21 protein-coding genes are annotated in these 25,787 nt (G+C 56.5%); 7 read left to right on the forward strand and 14 right to left on the reverse strand.

The window, feature by feature from the left end:
- Positions 1-24: 24 nt before the first annotated feature.
- Complete coding sequence (locus tag IPM39_09885) at positions 25-804, forward strand: IS3 family transposase (GenBank protein ID MBK8986376.1); 780 nt, start codon at positions 25-27, stop codon at positions 802-804.
- 37 nt (positions 805-841) lie between these two features.
- Here IPM39_09885 and IPM39_09890 read toward each other — a convergent pair whose 3' ends face one another.
- Entirely contained in the window at positions 842-4,621 is a 3,780-nt protein-coding gene (locus IPM39_09890; protein ID MBK8986377.1) for a tetratricopeptide repeat protein, read from the reverse strand.
- Positions 4,622-4,916: 295 nt separating this feature from the next.
- Between IPM39_09890 and IPM39_09895 the strand changes: the two genes are divergently transcribed.
- Entirely contained in the window at positions 4,917-6,872 is a 1,956-nt protein-coding gene (locus IPM39_09895) for a hypothetical protein (GenBank protein MBK8986378.1), read from the forward strand.
- A 27-nt stretch (positions 6,873-6,899) separates the two neighbouring features.
- A complete protein-coding gene (locus IPM39_09900; GenBank protein ID MBK8986379.1) occupies positions 6,900-7,436 on the forward strand; it encodes a GNAT family N-acetyltransferase in 537 nt (178 codons plus the stop codon).
- 250 nt (positions 7,437-7,686) lie between these two features.
- Here the strand turns inward: IPM39_09900 and IPM39_09905 are convergent, their stop codons facing one another.
- Positions 7,687-8,670: a hypothetical protein gene (locus tag IPM39_09905; protein MBK8986380.1), complete on the reverse strand. Its 984-nt coding sequence runs from the start codon at positions 8,668-8,670 to the stop codon at positions 7,687-7,689.
- Between the two features lie 354 nt (positions 8,671-9,024).
- Between IPM39_09905 and IPM39_09910 the strand changes: the two genes are divergently transcribed.
- Together IPM39_09910 and IPM39_09915 are read left to right on the forward strand one after the other, a co-directional pair.
- The gene (locus IPM39_09910) at positions 9,025-10,455 is read left to right on the forward strand and encodes an FAD-binding oxidoreductase (GenBank protein MBK8986381.1); all 1,431 of its coding nucleotides are present in this window, start codon (positions 9,025-9,027) and stop codon (positions 10,453-10,455) included.
- 17 nt (positions 10,456-10,472) lie between these two features.
- Complete coding sequence (locus IPM39_09915) at positions 10,473-10,904, forward strand: acyl-CoA thioesterase (protein ID MBK8986382.1); 432 nt, start codon at positions 10,473-10,475, stop codon at positions 10,902-10,904.
- Positions 10,905-11,244: 340 nt separating this feature from the next.
- On the opposite strand, the gene IPM39_09920 is transcribed toward IPM39_09915, so the two are convergent.
- From IPM39_09920 to IPM39_09940, 5 genes are all read right to left on the reverse strand, one after another.
- Positions 11,245-12,108, reverse strand: coding sequence for an alpha/beta fold hydrolase (locus tag IPM39_09920; protein MBK8986383.1), 864 nt, complete (start codon positions 12,106-12,108; stop codon positions 11,245-11,247).
- Between the two features lie 64 nt (positions 12,109-12,172).
- On the reverse strand, positions 12,173-12,772 hold the full coding sequence (locus tag IPM39_09925) for a TetR/AcrR family transcriptional regulator (protein MBK8986384.1): 600 nt from the start codon (positions 12,770-12,772) through the stop codon (positions 12,173-12,175).
- A 132-nt stretch (positions 12,773-12,904) separates the two neighbouring features.
- The gene (locus tag IPM39_09930; protein MBK8986385.1) at positions 12,905-13,474 is read right to left on the reverse strand and encodes a hypothetical protein; all 570 of its coding nucleotides are present in this window, start codon (positions 13,472-13,474) and stop codon (positions 12,905-12,907) included.
- Positions 13,471-14,070, reverse strand: a complete 600-nt coding sequence (locus tag IPM39_09935; GenBank protein ID MBK8986386.1) for a hypothetical protein — start codon at positions 14,068-14,070, stop codon at positions 13,471-13,473. The genes IPM39_09930 and IPM39_09935 overlap by 4 nt, the downstream gene beginning before the upstream one ends.
- 238 nt (positions 14,071-14,308) lie before the next feature.
- Positions 14,309-17,683 carry a tetratricopeptide repeat protein gene (locus tag IPM39_09940; protein ID MBK8986387.1) on the reverse strand — a complete coding sequence of 1,125 codons (3,375 nt, stop codon included), beginning with the start codon at positions 17,681-17,683 and terminating at the stop codon, positions 14,309-14,311.
- A gap of 157 nt (positions 17,684-17,840) precedes the next feature.
- Here IPM39_09940 and IPM39_09945 point away from each other — a divergent pair, with 157 nt between their 5' ends.
- On the forward strand, positions 17,841-18,089 hold the full coding sequence (locus tag IPM39_09945; protein MBK8986388.1) for a hypothetical protein: 249 nt from the start codon (positions 17,841-17,843) through the stop codon (positions 18,087-18,089).
- 144 nt (positions 18,090-18,233) lie between these two features.
- A complete protein-coding gene (locus IPM39_09950) occupies positions 18,234-18,470 on the forward strand; it encodes a hypothetical protein (GenBank protein ID MBK8986389.1) in 237 nt (78 codons plus the stop codon).
- Between the two features lie 58 nt (positions 18,471-18,528).
- On the opposite strand, the gene IPM39_09955 is transcribed toward IPM39_09950, so the two are convergent.
- The 7 genes from IPM39_09955 to IPM39_09985 all read right to left on the reverse strand — a co-directional run bounded on the left by IPM39_09955 (position 18,529) and on the right by IPM39_09985 (position 25,786).
- A complete protein-coding gene (locus tag IPM39_09955) occupies positions 18,529-19,722 on the reverse strand; it encodes a Gfo/Idh/MocA family oxidoreductase (protein MBK8986390.1) in 1,194 nt (397 codons plus the stop codon).
- A 53-nt stretch (positions 19,723-19,775) separates the two neighbouring features.
- The gene (locus IPM39_09960; protein MBK8986391.1) at positions 19,776-20,129 is read right to left on the reverse strand and encodes a cupin domain-containing protein; all 354 of its coding nucleotides are present in this window, start codon (positions 20,127-20,129) and stop codon (positions 19,776-19,778) included.
- Positions 20,129-21,091: a sugar phosphate isomerase/epimerase gene (locus IPM39_09965; GenBank protein MBK8986392.1), complete on the reverse strand. Its 963-nt coding sequence runs from the start codon at positions 21,089-21,091 to the stop codon at positions 20,129-20,131. The genes IPM39_09960 and IPM39_09965 overlap by 1 nt, the downstream gene beginning before the upstream one ends.
- A gap of 91 nt (positions 21,092-21,182) precedes the next feature.
- Positions 21,183-22,373 (reverse strand): 2-oxo acid dehydrogenase subunit E2, encoded by a 1,191-nt coding sequence (locus IPM39_09970; GenBank protein ID MBK8986393.1) that lies wholly within the window; start codon positions 22,371-22,373, stop codon positions 21,183-21,185.
- Between the two features lie 2 nt (positions 22,374-22,375).
- The gene (locus IPM39_09975) at positions 22,376-23,422 is read right to left on the reverse strand and encodes an alpha-ketoacid dehydrogenase subunit beta (protein MBK8986394.1); all 1,047 of its coding nucleotides are present in this window, start codon (positions 23,420-23,422) and stop codon (positions 22,376-22,378) included.
- Positions 23,415-24,419, reverse strand: a complete 1,005-nt coding sequence (locus IPM39_09980) for a thiamine pyrophosphate-dependent dehydrogenase E1 component subunit alpha (GenBank protein MBK8986395.1) — start codon at positions 24,417-24,419, stop codon at positions 23,415-23,417. The genes IPM39_09975 and IPM39_09980 overlap by 8 nt, the downstream gene beginning before the upstream one ends.
- An 83-nt stretch (positions 24,420-24,502) precedes the next feature.
- Entirely contained in the window at positions 24,503-25,786 is a 1,284-nt protein-coding gene (locus IPM39_09985) for an NAD(P)-dependent oxidoreductase (GenBank protein MBK8986396.1), read from the reverse strand.
- Position 25,787: the final 1 nt, after the last annotated feature.

Raw genomic sequence — 25,787 nt, forward strand, 5'->3', positions numbered from 1 at the left:
GATTTCCCGCAGCGGATATTATGACTGGCGGACGCGGCCCATCAGTCAGCGGGAGATACCAATCAACACCTGCTGGACAAAATCAAAGCGGCTTATGAAGCGAATCGTGGTTGTTACGGTAGCCCGCGCATTTACCACGAGATCAAAGATGAAATACCGTGCAGCGTGAACCGGGTGGCACGCTTGATGCGGCAACATGGTATCCGGGGCAAACAGTCTAAACGGTACAAAACGACAACCCAGCAAAATAAGAACCATCCTGCTGCCCCCAATCACCTGGCCCAGGATTTCAGCGCCAGCCAGCCAGCGGAAAAGTGGTGCGGGGATATCACCTACGTTTGGACGGCCGCCGGCTGGTTGTACCTGGCCGTGGTGATTGACCTCTATTCTCGCCGTATCGTGGGTTGGGCGATGAATGCCCGGATGACTGGGCAATTGGTCAGAGAGGCCTTTCAGATGGCCTGGCGGCAGTGTCAGCCCCAAGCAGGCCTTCTGTTTCACTCCGACCGCGGCAGCCAATACACCAGCCATGAGTTTCAACGATTACTTCAGGCTTGTCAGGTCAAGGCGAGCATGAGTGGCACTGGCAATTGCTATGACAACGCCGTGGCCGAAAGCTTCTTTAGTGCCCTGAAAATGGAGTTGATTTATCAAACGGTTTATCTCAACCGAGAGGAGGCGATGACAGATATATTCTTTTACATCGAAGGCTTCTATAATCGACAGCGTCGGCACTCTGCGTTAGGCTACGTGAGTCCGCAAGCCTACGAAGCCAGTTATCAAAAACAGGCGTTAGCGGTATGACCATTATCTGTGTCTACTAAAACGGGGGAACCCCATGCTAGAGTTGTGATGTTTTGAACGACCATTTGAAACTGGTACGAAAGGTTCGTACCAGTGGCGAATCGAGAAATGAGGATTTCAACGCTGAATCCTCTAGCTGCGTCGCCAGGATAGTGATTAACTCCTCTGCCTGCGCTGATGCCAATTTGGCCCCATCCTTATCTCCCGCTTGTGCCAGAGCCTGCCCCAATCCACTCAAGGCGCGGGCCTGGTCATAAGGATGACCCAACGCCTGCCATCTGGTAACCGCCTGCCCAAATGCGGCGGTCGCTTCCATCACGTCAACCTCAGCAAAGGTCAACCAGCCCTTCCCCTCCAGAAGGCAGGCGGCGGTGGTCGGCGTACTGTACTGCCGGTCTAATCGCTCCAACTGCAGGTAAGCGGATTGGGCCATACGAACCAATTTGGGCAACCTGAACATCAGTGGCAACTGGCAGATGAACAACAACGCCAGGCTGATGTTCGGGAAGAGATAGCGAGTCTGCCCGGTCAATTTTAGTATCTCCCTGCTGGCAGCTAAAACGGCTTCCTGCCGACCACGTACGGTTTCGGCCCGTGCCAGTTCGCCTAACAGGGCCACCCGCGGATCCAGACTTTTAACCGGGCCAGCCAGGGCCGCAGTCAGCAGTTTATGCGCTTGCTCTGCCAGCCCCAGGTCATTGTAGAGACGGCCAAGCAGCAGGCTAACATAGAGATGGGAAGGCCCGGTTGATTCTTCGCTGCCGGTGCGTTCAACTGTTGTCTGTAACTGCGTCAGGGCGGTCGACCAACGACCGGCAAGTTGGTCCAATTCAGCCAACATGCAGAATGCGCCGGTGACGATATAGGAGACATGCATTCGCTGAGTGTAAACAATGGCCTCTTGCAGAAGCTCCCTGGCCTGATCATAACGACCAAGGTAGATGAGCGCTTCAGCGATGTACAGGTAAGCACGGCCGGCATCGTGGGGGCGATTAGAGGCCAGAGCCATGGTCAGGCTTTCCTGCTCCAATGCCAGCCCTTCCCAATCACCCTTGCTGGAGATGGCGGAGCCGAGGTCGCACAGGCATTGAATGATTAAAGCGTCAGCCCCTAGACGACGGGCCAGGGCCAATGCCTGCTGCCCCAGATTGATGGACTCTTCATAATTGCCCAGGTGCATGTGATAATTGGACATACTGGCCAGCGCCCAGGCCTGCGCCTCGCTTTCAGGCTCGCCTTCCAAAATGTCGAGGGCTTGCCGGTAGCTGCGTCCAGCTTCGTCCAGTTCTCCCAATTCCCACTGTATGCGGCCCAATAACCGCTGGGCGGTCGCCATCCCCTGGTTATCTTCCACCCCGTGAAACAAATCATAACTGGCTTGAACGGCCGTCATGCCTTCCTGGTGCTGTCCCAGAATCCACAGACTCTCGCCAAGTTTAGACAATATACCTGCCTGTCCCGCCGGGTCAGATTGGGGCCAATGAGCCAGAGCAGTCCGATAGTGGTACACAGCATCGGGCAGGGAGGCTCTCTGGTAGGCCAGGTCGCCAGCCCGGTTATGGCACTGTGTAGCTTGGGGCCAGTCGGCAACGGCCGTATAGTGGTAAGCCAATGGCACAACAACTTGATCCATATCTTCCGCATACAACTCCGCCAGCACAGCGGCAACCGCACCATGCAGGCGGCGGCGTTCCCCTGGGGAAAGTTCGTGGTAAAGGTATTGTTGAAACAGGACGTGGCTAAACTGGTAGGCGGAGAGGTAACGCTGACCAACTTTTATCTCACCCCGTTCCCGTACCAGCCGCTGTTGTTTGCCCAACTGTTGTGATAGGCTGTGCAGCAACGGCCGTTCCGCCACCCCCAACACCTGAGCCACAACTTCGGCCGTAAACAGTTCCCCCACTACGCTGGCGGCATCCAAAACAGCCCGCAAGTCGCCACTCAGCCGCTCCACCCGCCGCGTAATAACTGCTTCAACACGAGCCGGAAGCGTCTGCCAGTTCAGCGCCGCACCTGCGCGCCATTGCCCTGCTTTATCTTGAATCAGATCACCCCGGTTCTGCATCTCTCGCAGTAACTCCACTACAAATAGGGGATGACCCTCTGTCCGCTGCCAGAGCGTCTGGCGAAATGCCGCATCCAACTGGTTTGGTTCGGTATCCAAAAAGGCATCAATAAAAGCCCTGCCCTCACGCTTGTCGGCCTCGGCCAGATCAATGAACACGTCACCATTGTTTCGCTTGAACTCATCTAAAACCTGGACCAGATAGGGTGGCTTGCCATCGCCGCTTCGGGGGAGTTCGTCCGGCCGGTAGGCGCCAACGATGAGAATGCGGCTGCCAGCCAGACGGCGGCCAAGATGGAACAGCAGCCCTATGGAGGCGGCGTCCAGCCATTGCAAGTCGTCAAGGGTAATCAGCAAGGGGTGGTTTTGGGCCAACTGGTGCAGCACGTTCGTGAACTGCCCAAAGAGCGCGGCCTGTTCTCGGGCGCTGGGGCCATTTTGATTTCTGGCAATTTCTGTAGCCAGGGCCGCCACCCAACTTGAACCAGCAGGGGCAGCAGCCGTGGCCCGCGCCAGTAATTGTTTACCGGAGACAAAGACATCCAGCAACTGCGGACCGCACTTCAGGATCGCCTGGGCCGTGTGAGGGAGTAAGGCCCATAAACGACGCGACTGCTCAATACCTGGTTGTTCACTGGCCCACCTGGAGGTGAAGTTCCCGGTTAGCAGTTCCATCACCTCGCGGAAGGGTAGATAGGGATCGCCCACACCGGCGAAGGCGCTGCCGCTGCCGCTGGCGACAATCAGATTTGAGTGCGCCTCTTGTGCGCGGCGGGCGAATTCTGCAAGCAATGATGTTTTGCCCCGGCCCGCGCCTCCGGTGACGAAGACAACACGGCCGTTCCCGGTCAGCGCTCCCTCCAGATAGCTGTTCAATTGCGCCAATTCCCCGGTACGGGCCACAAATGGAGAGCGCGGTGCGGGAGGGCGGTCAGTGAATGGGGTGCTTGAAAACGGCAGTGTCTCAAGGGAACGGCCGTCTACCCCGGCTGCTCCTCTCGCTGTCTCGCCCCGGCGGATCTGTTCATAGAGTTCTCTGGTCTCTGGCTCAGGTTCGATGCCCAGCTCCTCGGCCAGCAGACGTTCGCACGTTTGGTATTGGCGATGGGCTTCGGCGCGCTGTCCGTTACGGCCGTAGAGGGCGATAAGCCGCCGCTGCGCCGGTTCGTGCAGCGGATCCAGCCCTACCCATCGTTGGGCATAAACAATGGCCTGGGTCAGGTCATTCCGAGCTTCATCAATATGGATTAACTTTTCGAGCGCCCAGCTCAACTCACGGCGCAAGGCTTCGGTTTGTAGAAATTGCCACTCGTCAAAGGCGGGGCAGTCGGGCAGGGTAAAACCGGTCAGAAAATCAGCTTGATAACAATCTACGGCGGCCACCAATTTTTGGCGGCAATCATCGTCCATCTCCCCCACGGCACTCTCTCGGCAAGCCTCCAACTGCTGGCGAAAGTGAACCACATCAACCCACAGCGGCGCTTTTTCATTTAGGGCTATCTGCTGCCGGTCGGCCAGAATGGTGTCAGCGCCCAATACCTGACGCAAATTAGACAGGATGCGGCTGAGGTCGGCGCGGCCCTGCTGCTGATCGTGGTCGGGCCAGAGCAGTGTGGCTATGGCTTCACGGCCGTGCGCCTGTTGGGTGACGGTCAGATAGGTGAGCAAGGCCCTGGCTTTGCGGCGGGGCAGGTGGTGAGTACGGCCGTTGCCTTCTAGTGTTGGTGCGCCAAATAGTGTGAACCGCCACATAAGTTTGCCCTATTCCTGCCCGGCCAAACCCATTTTGGCCCATACGGCCGCCAATTGCGCGAGGGTTTGTGCGAGTTTTAAGCGAGGGTTGTTTTCTACAATGGGGACCAGTGATGACAAATGAGGTGAACTTGATCCTGAAAGGCGGAACGAGCTAACTCTGTTTTCTCCGCCAGATCGTTTGAAAAAATTATATAGACGGTCTGTGGCTCTGGCAAACTGGGCGTTGTGTGGTATGTGCCAGGCTTAACCAAACAGGTGGGTGGAACACTGTTTTTGTTGCTGGGAGGTTTGTATGACACGCAGGCTGAAATACGTGATGGGCATCATCATAATGAGCGTTTTGGGTACTACCATGGCGGTGGCGGGTACACACGCCATTCAGGCAGCCTTACAGACAACTTATTTGGTCACTAATTTGAACGACAGCGGGCTAAATTCGCTGCGGCAGGCCATCCTGAATGCCAATATCACGCCGGGTGAGGATTTAATTACCATCATTGCCCTGGGCCAGCTCGACCTGCAAAGCGCACTGCCGACCATCACGGAAGCTGTGACTATCTATGTGCCTGCTGCCGGTACTGTTCTTCAGCCATTCAAGATTGATGGGCAAAATCTTTATCGCGGTTTAACGATTGCTAACGTACCGGTGACTATCACCGGCCTGACGGTGCAAAACGCTGTGGCTTTTGGCACTCTGTCCGGCGGCGGGATCAACTCTAATGGCAACCTGACATTAAACGGCATCAACGTGCTAAACAGCAGTGCCGCGTCGGGTGGCGGGGTGAGCAGTACAGGTGCGATGGTGGTGAATGGCAGCTTCTTTCAAGGGAACAACGCCAGCGACGAAGGAGGGGCGATCTACGCCGGGGGGGCGTTGACCGTTAACGGGAGCATCATCCAAAACAATCAATGCGTTACAGCGATTAGTTGCATCGGCGGCGGTCTCTATGCGGCAAATACGCTGACAGTGGCAAACACGGAAATCATCAGCAACACGACAGGTGGTGCGGCCGGCGGACTGTTTGCCAACGGCGCGGCGGTCATCACGGGAACCTTATTTAGCGGCAACAGTGCCTCACGTGGCAATGGCGGTGGCGCGTCTATCTTTGGTTCGGTCCCGGTTCAGGTGACAAACTCCCGCTTTGAAAACAATGGTACAGGCGGCAGCGGTGGGGGCATGTTCGTTTCTACGGCCGTGACGATGACGCTAAACAGCGTGGATTTTGTGGGCAACACTGCCAGCTTTCATGGCGGCGGGCTGGTTGCTGAGGCGGAGGAGGGGCTAACCATCCATGGCGGCCAATTTGAGCAAAACACAGCGTCGCTTAATGGCGGCGGTCTGTTTGGCTACAACGTCGTAATGACCGATACGCGCTTTATCAGCAACACCGCTTTTTTCATGGGCGGCGCTCGGGTGCGCGATATCGTGGTTAACGGCGGCAGTTTTGAGTACAACGCCAATTCTGGACTGGTGGCGTTGGGCAGTATGGTTCTGACGGGCACACAGTTTCTGAATAATTCAGGTGCTACCCCGGCTGCTTTTGCTTACCGGACGCAAGCAACCAACGTGTTATTTGCCAATAACGACCATATTGCACTTGAGTCTTCTGATGCTACTCAAGAAGCGACGATTGCCGACAGCCAGTTTGTGAACAATGGTGGGGGCATCGTGGTGCAAGGCCCCCTGATGGTGACAAACAGCCTGTTTATAAATAATACGCTTGGCGGCGTGGCGCAATCTGGTGCCGGGGATGTCTTGATAGTCAATACGCTGTTTGCCGGCAATACCGCGCCAGCAGATGGAGCAGTGGTGTCTCTCCAGGACAGTGGCACAGCGGCCCTGAAGCATGTGATGATCGCCAGTTCGGAACTTGTGAACAGCCCGGCGATAAGCACGACGAAAGAGATCCTCCTTATCCAAAACACGATTGTTGCCAACCATGCGACAGGGCTGAACGTGACCACCGGCTTTGTGGCGCTGAGCCATGCCTTGTTCCACGATAACGGGCTGGACATTCAGGGGAGCGTGGCTTTGGATGAGAACCGGGTGACAGGTGATCCACTGTTTGTGAACCCTGACGCGGGCGACTTCCATCTACAGGTCGGGTCTGCGGCGATTGATGCGGGCGTGGATGCGGGAATTGCTGTGGATTTTGAGGGGGATGAACGGCCGTCCGGTAACGGTTTTGATATCGGCTACGATGAGTTTGTGCCGATACGGGTCATGCTGCCCATCATCATGCGGTAGAATCCATGATCAATAAAGGATGACATCATGCTCAAAAGTAACATCATCTTACTCCGCCCCGTACGCGACACTGACCTGGATCAACTTTACGCTTTTCACCTGGACATTGACAATCGTGGTGACTTCTTTCCCCGCGGTGTTCTGGCCCAACCACTCTTCCATAAACGGTTCCAGGAGAGTGGTTTTTGGAACAAAGAGGACGGCATGTTGGTCATCGTCTCTGCGAACGATGAAATCGTCGGCCACATCGAATTTTTCAAAACCGTCAATTATCTGGACGAGTACGAACTCTCCTACCAGGTATACGCCGCCGAAAAGCGCGGCAAAGGTGTGGCCACCGAAGCCGTCAAACTGCTGGTGTGTTACCTGTTCGAGAACAAACGAGTCAACCGAATCCGATTAGTCATTCACCCCGACAACGTTGCTTCCCGTCGGCTGGCCGAGAAATGCGGCTTCCGGCACGAAGGCACAGCCCGTGGGGCGTGGTATCACAAGGGTTTACATCAGGATGTTGAGATTTACGCTGTTCTGCATGAGGATGTGATCGCGCAGAAACGGCCGTAGTTGCATTTTTTAGAGGTGGTCGGGCCGAAACCGGCCACAACAATTTCAGATTCTTTTGGAGGTAAACGATGAACATGGATGTTTTAGAAATGACAGGCAGTCTTTACTTTCCGGTAACTGCTTGCCCCAAAAGGGCAAAACGAACAATCCAAAGCCCAGCTTTGGCTCAAAGAACTTTAACAATGTGGGCGAAAATAGCGCCAAATACCGTTTCAGGGAGCCGTTTGGCGTCGTTTCCTTCGCCGATGGGCTAGAATTCCCTTGGGCAAATGGGCCGTAACCGACTGCTTTTCTCGAAGTCGGTCAGCAAAAGGTATTCATTAGGAAAAACTGCCCTGGCTAACACGCGCCGCAACCGTCCTGAGGTGCGCTTCGGCTGCCTGTCCCAAAATCCGGTAGGCATCGCCGGCAGCACCGCAGCCAGGTAGGTCAGGATGTTAGCCACCAACAACGCCAACTCTGGCAGCCGGAGAACTGAGACGGGGGCAAAAACAGATTGACGATGTAATCCCAACATTTGCTTGGCGACCAGTGGCGGTTGCTCAACGGGCCAGCGGTCAAGGTAGAGAAGAAAGACCGTCTCTGCCGAGGCCGCCAGGTTTGTGCCCAGAACCATTGGCTTCTTATACAAAGGGTCGGAAAAGGTCCAAATGGTGAAGGTTTGCGTCGCATCGGCCACTTTCTGGTCAGCACGCACCAGCTCTTGCCAGCCTTGAACTTGAATGGTGCGTCCTTGAAATTGAAATTGCGTGCTGACATCCGGCGACGTCGCTGCTATCAGGTGTTCGAGTCGTTCCCGCGGCAACGGACGCACTTTTTCACCGTATTGAGCCGGTCGGCCTCGATCCTTAGCCGGCGGCAGATAGTTGCGTCGCCCGGTTACATTCACCGCCTGGCGAATGACATACCAGGCAATGTTGGCTGTCTGCACGTCGGCCAATCCCACACCAGCATCATGAATCCAAACTTCCTTCTCGTCCAGATAGGTGCTTGCCTGGCGCAAAATATCCGCCTTGAGGTCGGCTTCGCTCATCTCTGACCGCTTGACCCGAATTATCCGCTTGAGCAAAGGAACCCGTTGTCCATCCACTTGCCCCACCTGCGTGATGACCCCGTAGCCGACGCCTTTGACGGCCCGATTCGCTAGACGATAAAAGAACTTGCCGGCCCAACCCTGGAGTTTAGGTCGCCAAAAAAGCTGTGATGTCCACGGCCAATGGTCGGTAGCCATCATATTCACGGGGCTGCCAACGCCCTTCACGCAGGACGATCGCGCGCCAACGCCCGATCAGTTCGCTGATGGACCAAACGCCATAGCGCAGCGCTGACCAACTCCGCCTGACCTGGCCTGGCGTGAAACCGGATTCAACCAATGCGCCGTGAACAGCACCTCGGCTTCTGGAGAAAGGACCCATTGAGCATGACCCACATTAAATGTAAAAGAGCCAGGTTCGTGCCCACAGGCAGAATTTGTACGATTTCTTCCAGAACTTGTATAGTTCGGATGATGGCGATTGACATATGTCCTCCTTGCAGTTTGTGTTTTTGCTACCTGCAATTATGAACAAGTTGGTCGCCATCAGCACCTATGACTTACCGGAAAGTAAAGGGCAGTGTGAATTTGTTAGATGAAGAAGCGGTAACTGCGTTTACAGGCAGTTTACGGGGCGAATTGATCCAGCCCGGAGACGGCCGTTACGATGAGGCGCGGCAGCTTTACAACGGCATGATTGATAAACGACCTGGACTTATTGCCCGCTGTGTGGATGCGGCCGATGTGCAGGCCGCGGTTACCTTTGCCCGTGAAAACCGGCTGCTGCTGGCCGTGCGCGGCGGCGGTCACAATGGCGCCGGGCTGGGAAGCTGTGATGATGGGCTGGTTATTGACCTTTCGCTCATGAAAGGCATTCGCGTGGACCAGGCGGCAAGCACAGTGCGCGTTGAAGGGGGCTGTCTGTGGGGTGATGTGGATCACGCCACTTACCCGTATGGTTTGGCCGTGCCGACTGGCTTTCTTTCCACGACGGGTGTAGGCGGGCTGACACTGGGCGGCGGCCTGGGTTATCTCACCCGCCATTATGGTCTGACGATTGATAATCTGTTAGAGGTGGATATGGTGCTGGCCGACGGCCGTTTGGTCACGGCTAGCACTGAGGAAAATGAAGATCTCTTCTGGGCGGTGCGCGGCGGCGGCGGTAACTTCGGTGTCGTCACTTCTTTCCTCTTCCAGGGCCGTCCGGTGAGCATGGTGTATGGCGGGCCGATGTTCTGGGAGATGGAACATGCGGCTACTGTCATGCGCACCTGGCGCGAATTGATCCTGACCGGCCCTGATGAGCTTAACGGCTGGTTTGGCTTTCACACCGTCCCGCCGGTTGATATGTTCCCAGTAGAGCACCATTTGAAGAAAACGGCCGTTATCACCTGGTGCTATACCGGCGACCCGGAAAAGGCCGAACAGATCTTCGCGCCCATCCGCGCCTTGGCGCCATTGGCCATGGACTTTGCCGGGCCGATTCCTCTGCCTGCCTTGCAAAGCCTGTTCGACGGCTTGTATCCACCTGGCCTGCAATGGTATTGGAATGCCGATTTCTTCACCGAGCTCAACGATGAGGTTATTGACCTGCATATTAAACACGCCTCACAGCTGCCTACGGTCCACTCCACGATGCACATTTATCCCATTAACGGCGCAGCCCATCGGGTAGGAGAAAATGACACCGCCTGGAGCTTCCGCGAAGCGAACTTTGCCCAGGTGATTGTAGGCGTAGACCCTGATCCGGCTAACAATGAACGTATGATCCAATGGTCGAAAGCTTACTGGAGTGCCCTCCACCCTTATTCGGCTGGTGGCGCTTACGTGAATATGATGATGGATGAAGGTGTGGATCGTGTTGAAGCAGCATACCGGCATAACTATGCGCGCCTGGCGCAGATAAAGGCCAAATACGACCCCGGCAACCTGTTCCGCGTCAACCAAAACATCAAACCTTTAATAAAATCGGGTATCTATGATTGAGAGTAAAGGAGTCCTGAATGTCGAAGGCACCCATCATTTTTAAGAGCACACACCGGATACAATTCTCTGATCTCGATCCCTATAATCATATGAGTACGGGGAAGTACGCGACTTATTTTGTCGACCATCGGATGGAGGGGTTACGTGACTATGTTGGCTGGGATCTGAGGACCCTGGGGACGTTGCCGTTCATGACCTGGGTTCGAAGAGTGGAAATAGATTTTCTGCGGCCTGTTCGGGGCGATCAGGAGATTACTATCACGTCTTACGTACGTGAGTTCCGCGGGCCTGATGCGCTCATAGAATGCACTATGGTCGATTCCGCTGGACAGGGTGTATCGCGCTGCCTCATGACCGTTGCCCATGTTGACAAGGTAACGAATCGCGCGACGGACTGGCCGCCCGACCTTATGGTGCTGTTCTTCGAAAAAAACAGCCTGATCCCCTGATTGACTGACAAATCTTTTCCGGGAGCGTTTTCAAAAACAAAAAGAGGAAGCGTGATGGCATCTGGTGCATATCGCTTATCTGCAACTCTGGGTAGCACGCTATCTGGCCAACAGCCTGCCCCGTCTCTGGGAACGCAACCTGCCAGAGATGCAAACAGTGGCAGTTGAGCTTGGCACGGCTTGTCGAAAGTCCAATTCCATAAATCAGCTGAATTTTAGCCTAAAAACGGCCCGATCTTGATGGTTTACTGAACATAAAGCAAGCCATAATTCAAAAAACTCGCTATAGCAACTTCACCACGATTAAGTGTGGTGCTACCACGGGAGCTATAACCGGTGACTAAAGAGACATGAATTGGGCGATCAGTGCCGCCAGCTCCGGCCCTTTTTCATCTTGCACGTAATGGCCGGCGTCGGCGTAGCGGGTAACGCTCGCTTCGGGGAAAAGCATCATCCAGCGGCGCAATTCCTTCTCGCGGAAGGCAATATCCTTCATCCCCCAGGCCAACATCGCCGGTTTATCCGCTAACTGCGCGCGCTGCGCCCAAAGCTGCCCCAGCCAATCCGTCGCGCCGATGATCTGACCGGGGAAAACCCAACTCCCTTTGCGGCTTTCGGGCGTGGGCAGGTGGTTGAGGTAATGGGCGTGAATGGGGGGCGTCAATTTACGCTTGTCACCGTAGGCCGTCCGCACCACGGAGCGGGCAAAAAAGTTGAAATAGCGAATCAGGAAACGGCCGATTACCCCGCCCATGAAGCCGCTAAAAGCGCGATAATACCAATCGTCGTTCACCGGCCACAGCCAGGTGTTCAAAATAACCAGCCGCCTGACGCGCTCTGGGTTGCGGATGGCGTAAGCGAGGCCGATGGGGCCGCCCCAATCCTGCACCACCAGGGTGATGCCGGTCAGGTCGAGGGCGTCCAGGAAAGTTTGCAGGTTGGCGGCGTGGTCCTGCGGCCGGTAGGTCCAATCGTATGGCTTGTCGGACAGACCAAAGCCGATGTGGTCCATGGCGATGCAGCGGTAACGGCCGTTTAGCCCATTGATCAAGTGGCGATACACAAACGACCAGACCGGGTTGCCATGAACCATCACAATTGGTTCCCCCGCGCCTACGTCCACATAACTCATCTGGCCCATGGGCAGGCTGAACTGCTTTGGGATAAACGGGTATTCTCGCTGGTCAAGCCATGTCGGTATCATTTTCTCGACTCCTTGCGTAAAAACAATTTAATGAGTGAACGATGTTCACTCGGTGGCAAAAAAATTAGACGGTAAAACCCTCTATCACCTTTTGCATGATGACGCGGCTCACAGCCAACAACTCATCCCGCTCATCGAGCAGCACAGTGGTATGCAGCGAAGCAATCCCATGCACTGTCGCCCAACAATGGTAGGTGATGGCCGTCGTGTCATACGCGCCCTGTGGGGAAAACTCGCCGTTCGCCATGCCCATCTGCACAATTTGCAGCAGCGCGCGCATCGCCAACACCCGCTGCTCGCCAGAGGTGGCTCTGGACGGCTCCATGTTGAACATGAGGTGATACTCTTGTGGCTGCTGCCCGGCGTACTCAATGTACGCCATACCCCCGGCCAGCAGCATCTCCGCCGCACTGCCGGCGGAGTGAATGCGCACGGCGATGAAGGCGTTCAGTCGTGCAAAGCAGTCGGCGCGCACCGCGTCAATCAACTCCTCTTTGCTGCCGAAATATTTGTACAGCGCCCCCGGCGTGTAATCAATGCTGTCAGCCAACGCGCGAATGGACAACCCGTCCATGCCCTGCTCCACCAGGATATGGCGGGCATTGTGGATGATTTCCTGACGGGTTTGCGCCAGCCGGCGCGCTTGTGGGGAGAGTTCGTTCATATCGGGTAAAATCAAGTAAACATTGTTCACTAATTATACATTATTTACCCATGCTGCCAAATGGGGTGTTTTTGCAGCAAAAACGGCCGTTCTAAATGTCAGCCTATTCCCCGGCAAGCACGCCAGTTTGCGCTAATCCGGCCGGTTTTTCTCCCACAGGGCGCGCCATATGCCCAGTGTGCCCGAGCGAGCTGCGGCTACATCAATGCGTTCCCGATTCAAGTCGGTTCCTTGTAAGCGAACGATAGAAGCAATATCGTCCAGGTGGCGCGTGGATTGACTGTCTTGATAGGCGCGCAGCTTGGCGATAACCACTGAAGTCGGTGTAATGTAGGCCGCGCGGCGCGTCTCGTCAAAAGGGAGATAAACGCGCTCGGCCATCATCGCTTGTAGCTCTGGTTCAATGGGCACGTAAAAATCGGTCTTAATGTGATAGGCCAGGTGAATGACATTAAAAAAACCGCCGCCCAAAGCCGCATTGACAGTCATTTCATCCACATGAAAGTGACTTTCTCGCAGCCGGCGGACAAATAGAGAGACGGCGAACTGTTCCGGGCTGAGTAAGATGTCCATGTCCTGGGTGAAACGAGGCTCGCCATAAGCAATAACGGCCATACCGCCCCAAATGGCGTATTGGGCGCCAACGGCTTCCAGGACATCAATGACGCCGCCAAACGCCTGGCTTTGTTCGTAGTTTGTCATGCGAAACTGTCCGCTGCAACGCCAAATACCTGCCGCCGCGCTTCGTTACTGACCCCTTCGGCCGACCAATCGGGGTGAGCTTCGGCTAGAATGAGTTTTTTCTGACGCAAGGCAAAATCGGCGGCGGCAAAAGCGCGGCTGTTCTTTTGCGGAACAGATAAGCGGCGGATATGGTTGATAAGCTCCCAATTGACCACTTCATATGGATGGGACAACGGCCGTTGCAAAGCCGGATACTGCAAATAATAGCCGCATATTTCTGGGCGGCGGCTATACGCAATGCGGATGCCGCCTTGACGCAGAGCGGACAAATCCCTGGCCAGCGCTTCTTGGGGCAGTTTTCCCCAACATTCTTGGCCGAGCTGAGCGGCGATTGTTTGCCAAATTTCTTCGCGGGCATGGGGACGGCCGTCAGCCAGCAAATCGGTCAGTGCGGCGCGTCTGGCGGCGATTTTGTCAGAGCGCATGTGACCAGCCATTGCCGCCAGGCGCAAAGACAATTCGGGCGATTGTTGTTGGGCGTCTCTCGCCCATTTTTCCGCGGGGTGTGCCACATCTACCATAACCAGATTATAAGCAAACATGCGTTGAAACACAATTTTAATTTTTTCCCTTGTCCTGGCACTTATCTTTTCCCCTACCTTGAATAGCAGACCACTATTGTGGATCCAGTTTCCAGACAGAGGCAAGCGCGAAAGCTATGATTCACAGGCGTCCAAGATAACGCTCGTTTTATTGGACAAAGGATGGCAATGTGATGTTAACAAGACCGGAAGTTTTCCGACGCTTACGACACAAGCCCTATATAGAACGGCCGCCAGAAAACTGTCGCTTTTACAGGTTGTGCGTGATTGCTTCTAAAATTTGCTGATGGGCAGCAACTTGAGTCAGAAACAGTTGCCGGGCCGCTTTATCGTCAATGTGGTCGGCACGGCTCATCAAAATGCCATGACCCGCAGCCAGTACGGCCGCTGCTCGTGGGTCGCCCAGATTTTGCAGTACCTGATAGCAAACCCAGTAAACCTGCAAATGAATGCCCTGGCATATCTCTGGCTCGGTTGCTATGGTGGTCAGAACAGTCTCCACATGGGTCAGGGCACGCTCAGGCTGCTGCTGCCGCAGCGCGATGTCGGCTAGACCCGCGAGCATCAGGGACGCCTCGGCCTCCTGGTTTATCTGCGCACAAATTATCTGCGCCTGGTGGTAGCAATCGGCCGCTTCAGCCAACTCCCCATGCGCCAACAAAGCATCCCCCATTTTTGCCAGCCCTCCAGCCTGCAGCGACTTGATACCGATAGCCTCGGCAACCGAAAATGCTTCCCTGGCCAATTGTAAGGCTGTCGTGGCGTCACCTTGTGCCAATACCACGCCGCTCAACCAGTTCAACCCCCAGGCCTCCCCGTAGCGATCCCCAATTTGACGCGCCAGCGCCAGCGATTGCTCCAAAAGGCGCTGGGCACGCGCATAATTGCCTATTCTGGCATACACAACCCCCAAATCACCCTCCGTGATGGCCCGATTTTTCGGCACATTGAGCTGCTCAAAAATGGTCAAGGCCTGTTCCAGGTATCGTTGGGCCTGGCTCAACGCAAATCGCATAGAAGCTGCGACCCCCAAATTAGACAACAGCTTGCCCTCCACCAGCCGATCCCCCAGCGGCCGGGCAATGTCGAGTGCTTGCTTATAATAGCGTTCGCAAACGATTAGCTTGTTGCGCCGTCGTGCTTGCACACCCAAAAAGGTCAGCGTCATCATTTGCCCAAATTGGTCATCAGCACGCTGTGAACATTCAAGCGCCTGCTGCAGCGGCTCGCTGGCGGCTTCTGTTTGCCCCATCTGAATCAGCGCCCAGCCGATTCCCTGCTTGCCTCTCGCCAGTAAAAGCCACTCATCACTATCTTGCAGCAGATCAACGGCCGTTTGATATTGCGCCAGAGATCCCTGGTAATCCCCTTGGCCATCGAGCACCAATCCCCAGACAAGATAAGCTCTGATTTGCGTCTGCTGGCTGACTGTTTCTTGACAGAGCGCTTGTTTGATGTCGGCCAGCGCCTGATCAAACTGGCTGATCGGTTCTAATAGCGCGGCTCTGGCCTGGTGCAGGCTGGGGATGAGTTGGGGCGGTACGTCTGTGGCAACGGCCGTTGCCAGAGCCTGGGTGATCAGTTCGATCCCGTCACGGAATAGGCCGCTGCGGTAATAATAATGCTGAATGCCCTCCAAGTTTTGGGCAATGTCAGCCCAGGCTGCCTGCCTAACGGCTTGCTGCCAGGCGGCACGGAGATTGTGCTGCTCAAGCTGGAGTGTTGCCAAAAGCTGGCTTGGCGCACCGCGCTGCAAGATCTGCGCCTGCTGCCCCATCATCTGCAAGTAGTAGCGACTGTGACTGTCGAGGCTGTCCTGAAACAAGGCGGCAGTGTCGGGGAAGTTGGCGCGCTGCTCACCCGCCAATTGGCGAATGAGCGGGTGCATTTTGAAACGCCCCGTTTCGTCCCGGCCAAGCAGGGCGTGATGTTGCAAAATGTATAAGCCCGAATTTGCGTCTTTTAACACCGCTGCGGCCGCCGGGCGGGTAAAGCCGCCGCGAAAAATGGAGATTTGCGCCAGCAGAATTTGTTCACGGGAGTCGAGTAACTGCCAGGTGGTATCAAAAACGGCCTGAAGCGTGCGCTGGCGGGGCGGCAGGTCATGCCGGGTGGTGTCGAGGAGGTGGAGATTGCCGGTTAAGGCCGGCATGATCTCATCCATCATCAACCGTCCCAACGCAGCAGCCGCTAACTCAATCGCCAACGGCATTCCCTCGACAAATTGGCAAATCGCCACGACTTCTGCCAGATGCTTTTCTAGTTGGAAAGGCGTTGGCATCCGGGCGGCTCTTTCTGCAAACAGGCGCACACTTTCATTTTGCAGGGCTTCGGTCGAAACCTGCGCCGGCGTTTCCAGCCCCGTTAGCGGAAACGCGACGCTGGCGGCCAAAGCCAGGGTGGTGCGGGAGGTGGTGAGTAGGTGAATATTCTCACCCGCTTCCAGCAGGTCTACAATCAGGTCGGAGGCGATAGTCAAAAACTGCTCGATGTTGTCTAAAATGAGCAGCAGCTTTTTCGCGGCCAACTGCCCCAACAACTGCGACCAGAGATCGCTTTCCCCATGGAAATAGAGTCCCATTGCCCGCCCCACCAACGCGGCCACCCTGTCTCCGACTTTTTCCGGGGTGTCGTTTTCTATTTCCTCAAGGGAGACGAACCAGATGCCGTCCTGGAAAAGCGGTGGGGGGGCGGCAGCCAACTGCCGTCCGGCGGCCAGGGCCAGGCTGGTTTTGCCCATGCCGCCGACGCCGGTGATGGAGACGAGTGGGTATTCAGGGTTTAAGAGAACCTGGGTGAGCTGTTCGATTTCTTTTTTACGGCCGTACAGCGGCGTCAGGGCGCGAGGCAGATTATGCAGCGGCGCAGGGGTGATGTCGGGCGGCGAAAGGGAACCGGCTTGAATGGTTTGGTAGAGGGCAATGGTGGATGGGGCTGGCGTGATGCCCAGTTCTGTCTGGAGAAGATGGCGGCATTTTTCGTAGACGTTTAATGCCTCTGAGATACGGCCGTCATAAGCCAACAAACGCATGAGCTGCTGCTGGGCCGTCTCGTCCAGCGGATCCCAACTGACCCACTGCTGGGCGGTGATGACCCCGTCAGCAAACGCGCCCTGTTCTTCCTGCCAGCGGGCTAATTGGCGATAGCCGCGCATGGCGGTTTGGCGTAAGCGCTCTTGTTCAACCACAAGCCAATCATCGAAGCGCGGCGCATCTGGAACAGAGAATCCGGCCATAAATTCGCCGCTGTACAATTTCAGGCCTTGGGAGAGCAGGTTGACGGCCGTTATCGTCCGTTCCTTGCCCATTCCAGCCAGCATCGTCTGAAAGCGCACGGTATCCAGTTGCTCATGAACGGCGCGAGTTACGGCCACAGTTTTGGGGGTGACGATGAGATGCTCCCCCACCTGTTGGCGCAGTCTGGCTAATACGGTGCGCAAATTAGAGAGCGACTGCCTGGTAGAACGCGCCTCCCACAGCAAATCAGCCAATGCTTCACGGTTATGTGCTTGCCCGGTGTGCGCCAGATAGGCCAACAAAGCTATCTCTTTTTGGCTGCGAATTTGGATGACAGGCGTACCGTACAACCGGACTCTGATTTCACCCAATAAAAATATCTCCAACATAATCGCTCCAAAAGCTATGAAGACTCCCCAATTGAAATAAAGTATACGCCATATCCAGTCTGGTAGCGTGTTTTTATTTCTTGGAAGCGTTTGGGAAGCGCCTGGTGCGTATATTGGTAACAGTCCTGAAATAAGCAGCGCTTTTGGAAAAACCAATATGGTGAAACAAGCAAAACGAGTCTATCAATCTTTTTTGGTGCGCTGTTGGCTAATGCCGCCGACGACAGCAGCTGAGCCGGAAACGTGGCGGTTTGAGCTGCGCGAGGTAGCGGCCGAACCCCGGAAGCACGGATTCAGCGATCTTGAGCAGTTGAAAGCGTTTATGGCAGTGAAGTTAACGGCCGTTGCTGCCAGCAGTCAGCAAGACAGTGACGAAGAGGAAAACCGGAAAGGAGAGATGCCATGAAAACATAACGTCTGATTATGTCAACAATTACCAATCACAAGATAGGCGCCTCATAACGAGGCACCCAATAATTTTATCCGTAAGCGTTCCGCCCGGGAATTTAAATTCAGGTCGGTAACCAAATAAGAATAGAGAGGTTTTGTCATGTCACAAATTGCACAGTTAGGTTCAGGCAGCATTTGGATTTGCAAGGACTGCAACATCTGGTGGGGCAGTCAGGTCGGCAATCGCCCATCCACTACTTTCCTGAAGAAGCTCAATGATGCAGGCTTGTTACCTGCCTGGGATGCTTATCGGGGCTGGAAACTGGTGATCGAGCAGGAAGCGATTTGTCTGGAATGCGGTAATTCGATCACTGCGCCCGCCTTGCAGTCAAATTAAGGATCGCGGCTTTTTCCATACGGGACAACTCCTACAGTCTTGCTGATAAAAGCTGAAGTTATAAACGGTTGTGTTTTTCTGTTGCAGAACGATCTACTTCCGGCTTGAAATCTACCTGCCGCTTTTTCAACGCCGACTCTACAATCGCATCGCACACCAATGCAGCCCGGTAACCATCATCAAAAGTCGCGCCTACTGGAGCGACCGGTTTATTATTGACGATACAGTCCAAAAAATGGGTCAGTTCATGGATGAAGGTATGCTCCCAACCGATGATGTGGCCGGGCGGCCACCAATGTTGCAGCCAGGGATGGACACCTTCTGTCACCATGACGTTGCGAAAACCTTGCGTCGTCTGGGGTTCATCATCAACCCAGTACACGTCTAATTCGTTGAGCCGTTCCAGGTTAAAGCGCAGGCTGCCTTTTTCGCCGTTGATTTCCAGCACTTCGTAATTCTTACGGCCGGCGGCCAGCCGCGTCCCTTCCAGGGAACCAATCGCCCCATTTTCAAATTCTACGGTGGCGACAAAGGCATCGTCTACGTCTACTTTGCCCATGCCACGGCTGTCGGGCAACGGCCGTTCCTCAATAAACGTCCGCGTCAACCCGCTCACGCTTTTCATCTCGCCCACCAGATAGCGCCCCAGGTCCACAATATGGGCGGCCAGGTCGCCAATCGCCCCGGTACCGGCGCGGCTCTTGTCCATGCGCCACAGGCGCGGCGTGTTGTAATGGGGCAAAATCCACTCTTGCAAATACATTGCCCGGAAATGGTAAATACGGCCCAAAGCCCCGCTGTCAATCAGCAGTTTAGCCTGCCGGATGGCAGGCACAAAGCGGTAGTTGAAGGCCACGCCATGTTTCACGCCTGCTTTGGTCACAGCGTCGAGCATCGCTTTGGCTTCTTCCGCCGTTCTTGCCAATGGCTTCTCGCAAAACACATGCTTCCCCGCTTCAGCCGCGGCAATGCACGGCTCGGCATGGGTGTCATTTGGCCCGCCGTTGTCAAATAATTGGATGCGATCATCGGCCAGCATGTCGCGCCAGTCGGTATAAGTCGTTTCGTAGCCATAACGTCGAGCCATCGCCTTCAGCGCCATTTCGTCGCGTCCGCAAACAGCTACGAGCCTGGGGATGGCTGGCGGCGGATCAATCGCAAACGGGATGCTGCGCAGCGCATTGCTATGCGCCCGCCCCATAAATGCATAACCCAACATACCCACGCCAATCTCGGGGATCTCTGCACTCATCTGAGCCTCTCCTTAAGCGAGAGCGGGCAGGAAGAAAAACGCTCCCTCCCGCTCTAACTCCAAATCGTGTCTTCTGTCGTGGCGTTGGTCTTGAAAACCAACAATCGGAAGAGTTCGCCGCCGTTGTTGTGCAGGTGGTGGACATCGCCCGGTTCCATCAGCAGCATATCGCCTGGTTTCAGGTAATGATTTGTGCCGTTGACGGTGAGCTGACAACGGCCGTTTAACACCACATAAAACTCCCGCGAACTCTGGTGGACATGGTCGGGAATAATTTCCCCCGGCTCCATCTCCACCACCTGCGCAAACGCCCCAGGAGCGGCAAGTACGGCCGTATCCGCCACCACCTGCTTGCGATAGCCACGGCCGTTAACCCACCCCGCCTCATCAACAAAAATACGCCGCATCAGGCCCAGAACATCTCCCCCGGCTGCTCGAAGATGTTCACTTGCTGCAACATCGCCACCCCCTTTGCCAATCCTTCATCGGTAGACATCAGCGCGTCTTCATGCTCAATAGAGATGACGTAATCGTAGCCTACCAGCCGCAGGGCGCTCACGATGTCCTTCCACACCTGCGCTCCATGTCCATAACCAATGCTGCGGAAAGTCCAGGCGCGGTTGAGAATCTGGTCATACGGTTTGTTGTCGTTGCAACCATTGACAGACACATTCAGATGGTCCACGTAACAATCCTTGCCGTGAACGTGATAAATCGCCGCGCCCAACTTGCGTATCGCCGCCACGGCGTCAACGCCATTCCAGAAGAGATGGCTGGGATCGAAATTGCAGCCCAACACCGGCCCCACCGCCTCGCGCAGGCGCAGCATTGTCTCCACGTTGTAGACCAACATGCCGGGGTGCATTTCAAAAGCGAATTTCACACCCTGGTCGGCAATATATTGGCCCGCTTCTTGCCAATATGGAATGGCGACCTGGTTCCACTGGTAATCCAACATCGCCAGAAATTCGGGCGGCCAGGGGCACGTCACCCAATTCGGCATACTGTCGCCCGGCACCCCGGCCGGTAGTCCGGAGAATCCATTAACCACAGATACGCCTAACAACGCCGCCAGCCGCGCCGCCTTGCGAATGACAGTGTCAGCTTCAGCGGCGACAGCCGGATCGGGATGAAGGGGGTTGTTGTGGACGCTGAGGGCGCTCAAAATCAGGCCCCGTGAATGAATGGCCGCCAGATATTCTTCACGCCTGGCCTCACTCGCCAAAAGCTCATCCACTGGACAATGCTGGCTGCCGGGATACCCACCCGCGCCGATTTCCACGGCCGTTACCCCCGCTGCCACCGCCTTATCCAACGCCTCGGCAAAAGGCAAATTCTGAAACAACGCTGTAAATACGCCAATCCGCATGGGAAACCTCCTGAATTGTGAATTGTGAACTTTGAATGGTGAATGGTGAATTGGGAAAGGGTCTTTCGTACTTCACAATTCGCCATTTCTTCTACCAGAGCAGCCGGTCGGGCTGTTCCAGAGCGGCAACCACGTCTTGCAAAAAGCGCGCCGCCACCGCGCCATCAATGATACGGTGATCCACCGCTAACGTCATCTTCATGATGGGACGAATGGCAATTTCATCGCCTCCTGTTGTTTCCACTACCACCGGCTGCTTGATTGTCCGGCCCACGGCCAGAATCGCACTCTGCGGCGGGTTGATCACGGCCGTAAACTGCTCCACCCCCCACATGCCCAAATTGCTGATGGTAAACGTGCCGCCCTGCACGTCGGCGGGCTGCAAACGGCCGTTCCGCGCCCGCGCCGTCACATCCTGCACCTGCGCCGCAATCGCTGTCAGCCCCAACTGCGCCGCATTGTGGACCACCGGCACAATCAGGCCGTCATCCAACGCTACCGCCACGCCGATATGGACCTGCTCATGGGTTTGGATGCCTTCCGCCTGCCAGGAACTATTCAGCAGCGGATGCCGCCCCAGCGCCCAGGCGCACACTTTCACCAACACGGCCGTCACCGACACCTTCACCCCATCCCTTGGCGCATTCAGACGGTGGCGCAAATCGGCAACGGCCGTCATGTCTGCTGTCACCGTAAAGGTAATGTGCGGGATGGTCTGGTAGCTCCGTGTCAGCCGCTCAGCAATCGTCCGCCGCATCGCGCTAACCGCCGCCACCGGACTAACGACTACCCGACTAAATACATCCCCCGCCTGAACCCGACCGCGCGGACCGCTGCCATTAACGGCCGTCAGGTCCACCCCCTGCGTTTGCGCCAACCGCCGCGCCGCCGGCGTCGCCCGCACCTTGCCCAGGTACGCCTCCACATCCTGCCGTTTTACTTTACCGGCGCTCGCCGGAATGTCGTTGACATCAACGCCGGCCGCCGCGGCTACGCGCCGCGCTACCGGCGTCGCTTTCACTGGTTCCGGCGACCACGCTTCACTGGGCAAAAGGATATGGGCGATAACGGCCGTGACCGGCACAACGTCCCCTTCTTTTACCGATACCCCGCGCAGTACGCCGCTCTCCGGCGCTTCCACTTCCATCGTCACCTTGTCGGTCTCCACCTCCAGCAGCGGATCCCCTTTTTCCACAATATCCCCTTCGGCGACCAGCCAGGTCATTACCCGGCCTTCTTCCTGGGTCATACTAAATTTAGGCATAATGACGGGCACAGGCATGGCTAATACTCCCCGCGTACCAGCGCCCGCGCTTCGCGCACAATATCGGCCACCTGCGGCACGGCCGTGCGTTCCAGCTCCCGGTTATAGGGGATCGGCACATCCAACCCGGCCAGACGGCGCACCGGCGCGTCCAGGTAATCAAACGCTTCCCCGGCCACAATCTCCGCCACCACCTCCGCGCCGAAACCGGCCGTTTTGGGCGCTTCGTGTACCACCAGCGCCCGCCCCGTCTTGCACACCGAGCGCGTCACGGTTTCTGAGTCATACGGCTTCAACGTACGCGGATCAATCACTTCCAATTCGATGCCCTCCTGTGCCAGTAAATCGGCCGCTTCCAGGGCGCGCGGAACCATGATGGAAGTCGCCACAACAGTCAGGTCGCCCCCTTCCCGTTTTACCTCGCTCTGGCTCAGAGGCACAGTGTAATACCCCTCCGGCACCTGGCCTTTGGTACGATACAACAATTTGTGTTCCACAAAAATCACCGGATTGTTGTCTTCGATAGCCGCCAGCAGCAATCCCTTAGCGTCGTAGGGAGTGGCGGGCATCACCACTTTCAGGCCGGGCACATGGACAAACCAGGCCTCCAGACTTTCCGAATGTTGCGCCGCCGCGCCCGTGCCGGACCCGGCCGGGGTACGCAGCACCAGCGGTACGCTCGCCTTGCCGCCAAACATAAAGCGCAGCTTGGCCCCTTGCAGCACCAACTGCTCCATCGAGAGGGTGATGAAGTCCATAAACTGAATTTCAGCCACCGGCCGCATTCCGGTCATCGCCGCGCCAATGGCTGCCCCGGCAATGACCGCCTCAGAAATGGGCGTATCGCGCACACGCTCGGCGCCAAACTCCTCGATCAGGCCATCCGTCACGCCAAACGCGCCGCCATAGACGCCGATGTCCTCGCCGAGCATAAAGACACGCTCATCGCGGCGCAGCGCCAGTTGCAGCGCCTCACGGATGGCCTGGGCGTAGGTCAATTCACGATTGGCCTTATCCACGTCATTGGCCTGTACCCCCGCCACTTCTGCTTGCGTCAAATCAGGCATACACGCCCTCCAAAATGGTCGCCGGGTCCGGGTCGGCCTGGGCTTCGGCAAAGGTGACGCTTTCGTCAATGGTTTGGCGCGCTGCCATGCCTAAATCGGTCAGTTGTTCGGCCGTAAAAAGAGCAGCAGCCACCAACAAATTTTCCAGGCGGATGATAGGATCACGCGCCTGCCATTCTTTCACTTCGTCGCGGGTGCGGTAACGCTGCCGGTCGCTTTTGGAATGGCCGCGCCAGCGGTAGGTGACGGCTTCGATCAAACTGGGGCCACCACCAGAACGGGCGCGAAGAACGGCCGTTTTCACCGCCCCATACACCGCCAACAGATCATTGCCATCCACCGTCATGCCCGGCATGTTGTAGGCCGCCGCCCGCTGCGCGATCTGGCTGATGGGAAACGCGGCCGTCACCGGCATCGACATGGCGTACTGGTTATTCTCGCAGATGTAAACCACCGGCAGCTCCCAGATGGCCGCCAGATTGAGCGATTCATGGAACGCCCCTTCGTTGGCCGCGCCATCGCCAAAAAAAGCGAGGCAGACGCGGTCTAGTTGTTGCATTTTTATGCTCAACCCCACACCGGTAGACAACGGCAGCCCTCCGGCTACAATGCCGTTCGCGCCCAGATTGCCGCCGGCGACATCGGCGATGTGCATCGAGCCGCCCCGCCCGCGGCAGTAGCCCACTTCCTTGCCGAAAAATTCAGCCATCATCAACTGCGGCTCGGCCCCTTTGGCAATGCAATGGCCGTGTCCGCGATGGGTACTCAAAATGTAATCGTCCGGGCGCAGCGCCAGACACGCCCCCACCGCCGACGCCTCCTGCCCTATGGAAAGGTGCATTGTGCCGTGGATTTTGCCCAGGGCGTACAGCGCTTCCGCCTTTTCCTCGAAGGCGCGAATCAGGTGCATCTGGCGCAGCGCCGCAAAAAGCTGCTCCGGCGTCAGGCCGCTGGCGACAATTTGCTCGCTTTCGTCTGTAACTGTTTGGTATGACATGGTTTCTCGGAAGAATTCACCACAGAGGCACGGAGGGCACGGAGAGTAAGAAAAAACTCTGTGTTCTCCGCGCCTCCGTGGCGCTATTGTTGATCTTGCAGGCGGCGCAGACGCACAACGGGGCTGCTTTCGTCCAGGCGCACATCGGCCCAGGTGATAATCGCCCCAGAAGCCACCGGGCGGATGAGTTCCGCGCCGGGGGCCAGACCGGCCGGCAAGCCATTTTCGGCAGATACGGCCGTGGCCGTATCCATCAGCCCGCGAAACGTGTAGCCGCCAAAATCGTCCAGCCGTTCGCCAGGGCGCAAATCCCGCTTGGCAATGGTCAACACGTCAGCGACCGGGTAGTCTAAAGGAACCAGCGTTGTCTGCCGGTGCATCACAGCGCGGGCAATGGAGATGGGCGCTTCGATGAACCAGAGATGGTAAGGCCGGAAGAAGGTGGAGTAACGGCCGTTGCCCACCTTCAGATATTTCAAATCGTCGGCGATACGGTCATCCTGCACGCGCACCGTCACAAACACGCCCCCGGCCATCGCCGTCCCCTGCACAAAATCTACCACACCGGGGAACGGGGCCAATCCCCCATCCTCGCGCAGCGAGAAAATCTCAGTGATGGTTGATTGGTCCGCTTCCGGCCCGACCATGCCGCGCTGCATCGGCCGGCAGCCAGTGGCATTGGCGGCGCAGGTCATCTCGAACATCGTCTTGCTGCCATCTACGTAGGAAGCAGTTTGATAGGCGTCCTTGTTGGCCCGTCGCGCTGCTTTGGCGACCGTGTCGGGCGTGGCTGTGGGGTCCAACGGGTTGTTTTTGCCCTTGCCAATGACGATGGGTTCAAAGCCCAACGTCGTCACAAAGTCGTATAGCTCCATCAGGCAGCCCGGCTCGTCACCGGACGAGACCGAGTAGAGGACGCCGGCGTCGGCGGCCAGCTTTTTCAAGGCGCGCCCCACCGTCACGTCGGCTTCGATATTGATCAGCACCACATCTTTGCCGTGGGTGATAGCGGCGTAAGCCGTCGCTGCGCCGGAAGCGGGCGACGGGGTGACATCGGTCATCACGTCAATCGCCTCTAGCTGCGCCGCCAAGACCACATCGTCGGTGATGACGCGCTTACCCTGGTTGATGGCATCCATCGCCTGCCCCACGCTGCCTGCGGCAACGACATCGGCCGCATCCACCCCCGTAGCGGTGAAAGCGGCGCGGGCGGCGGCCAGATTGGGATCAATCAGCACAGAGAGTTCCATGCCGGGTACGTGAGCCATCTGGGCGGCAAAGCCGCTGCCCATCCAGCCCGCGCCACTGGCCGCTATGCGAATGGGCTGCCCAGAGGCAGCGCGTTGTTGCAGTTCGTCACGTAACATG

The sequence above is a fragment of the Candidatus Leptovillus gracilis genome, from assembly GCA_016716065.1.
In the GTDB taxonomy this organism is placed as follows: Bacteria; Chloroflexota; Anaerolineae; order Promineifilales; family Promineifilaceae; genus Leptovillus; species Leptovillus gracilis.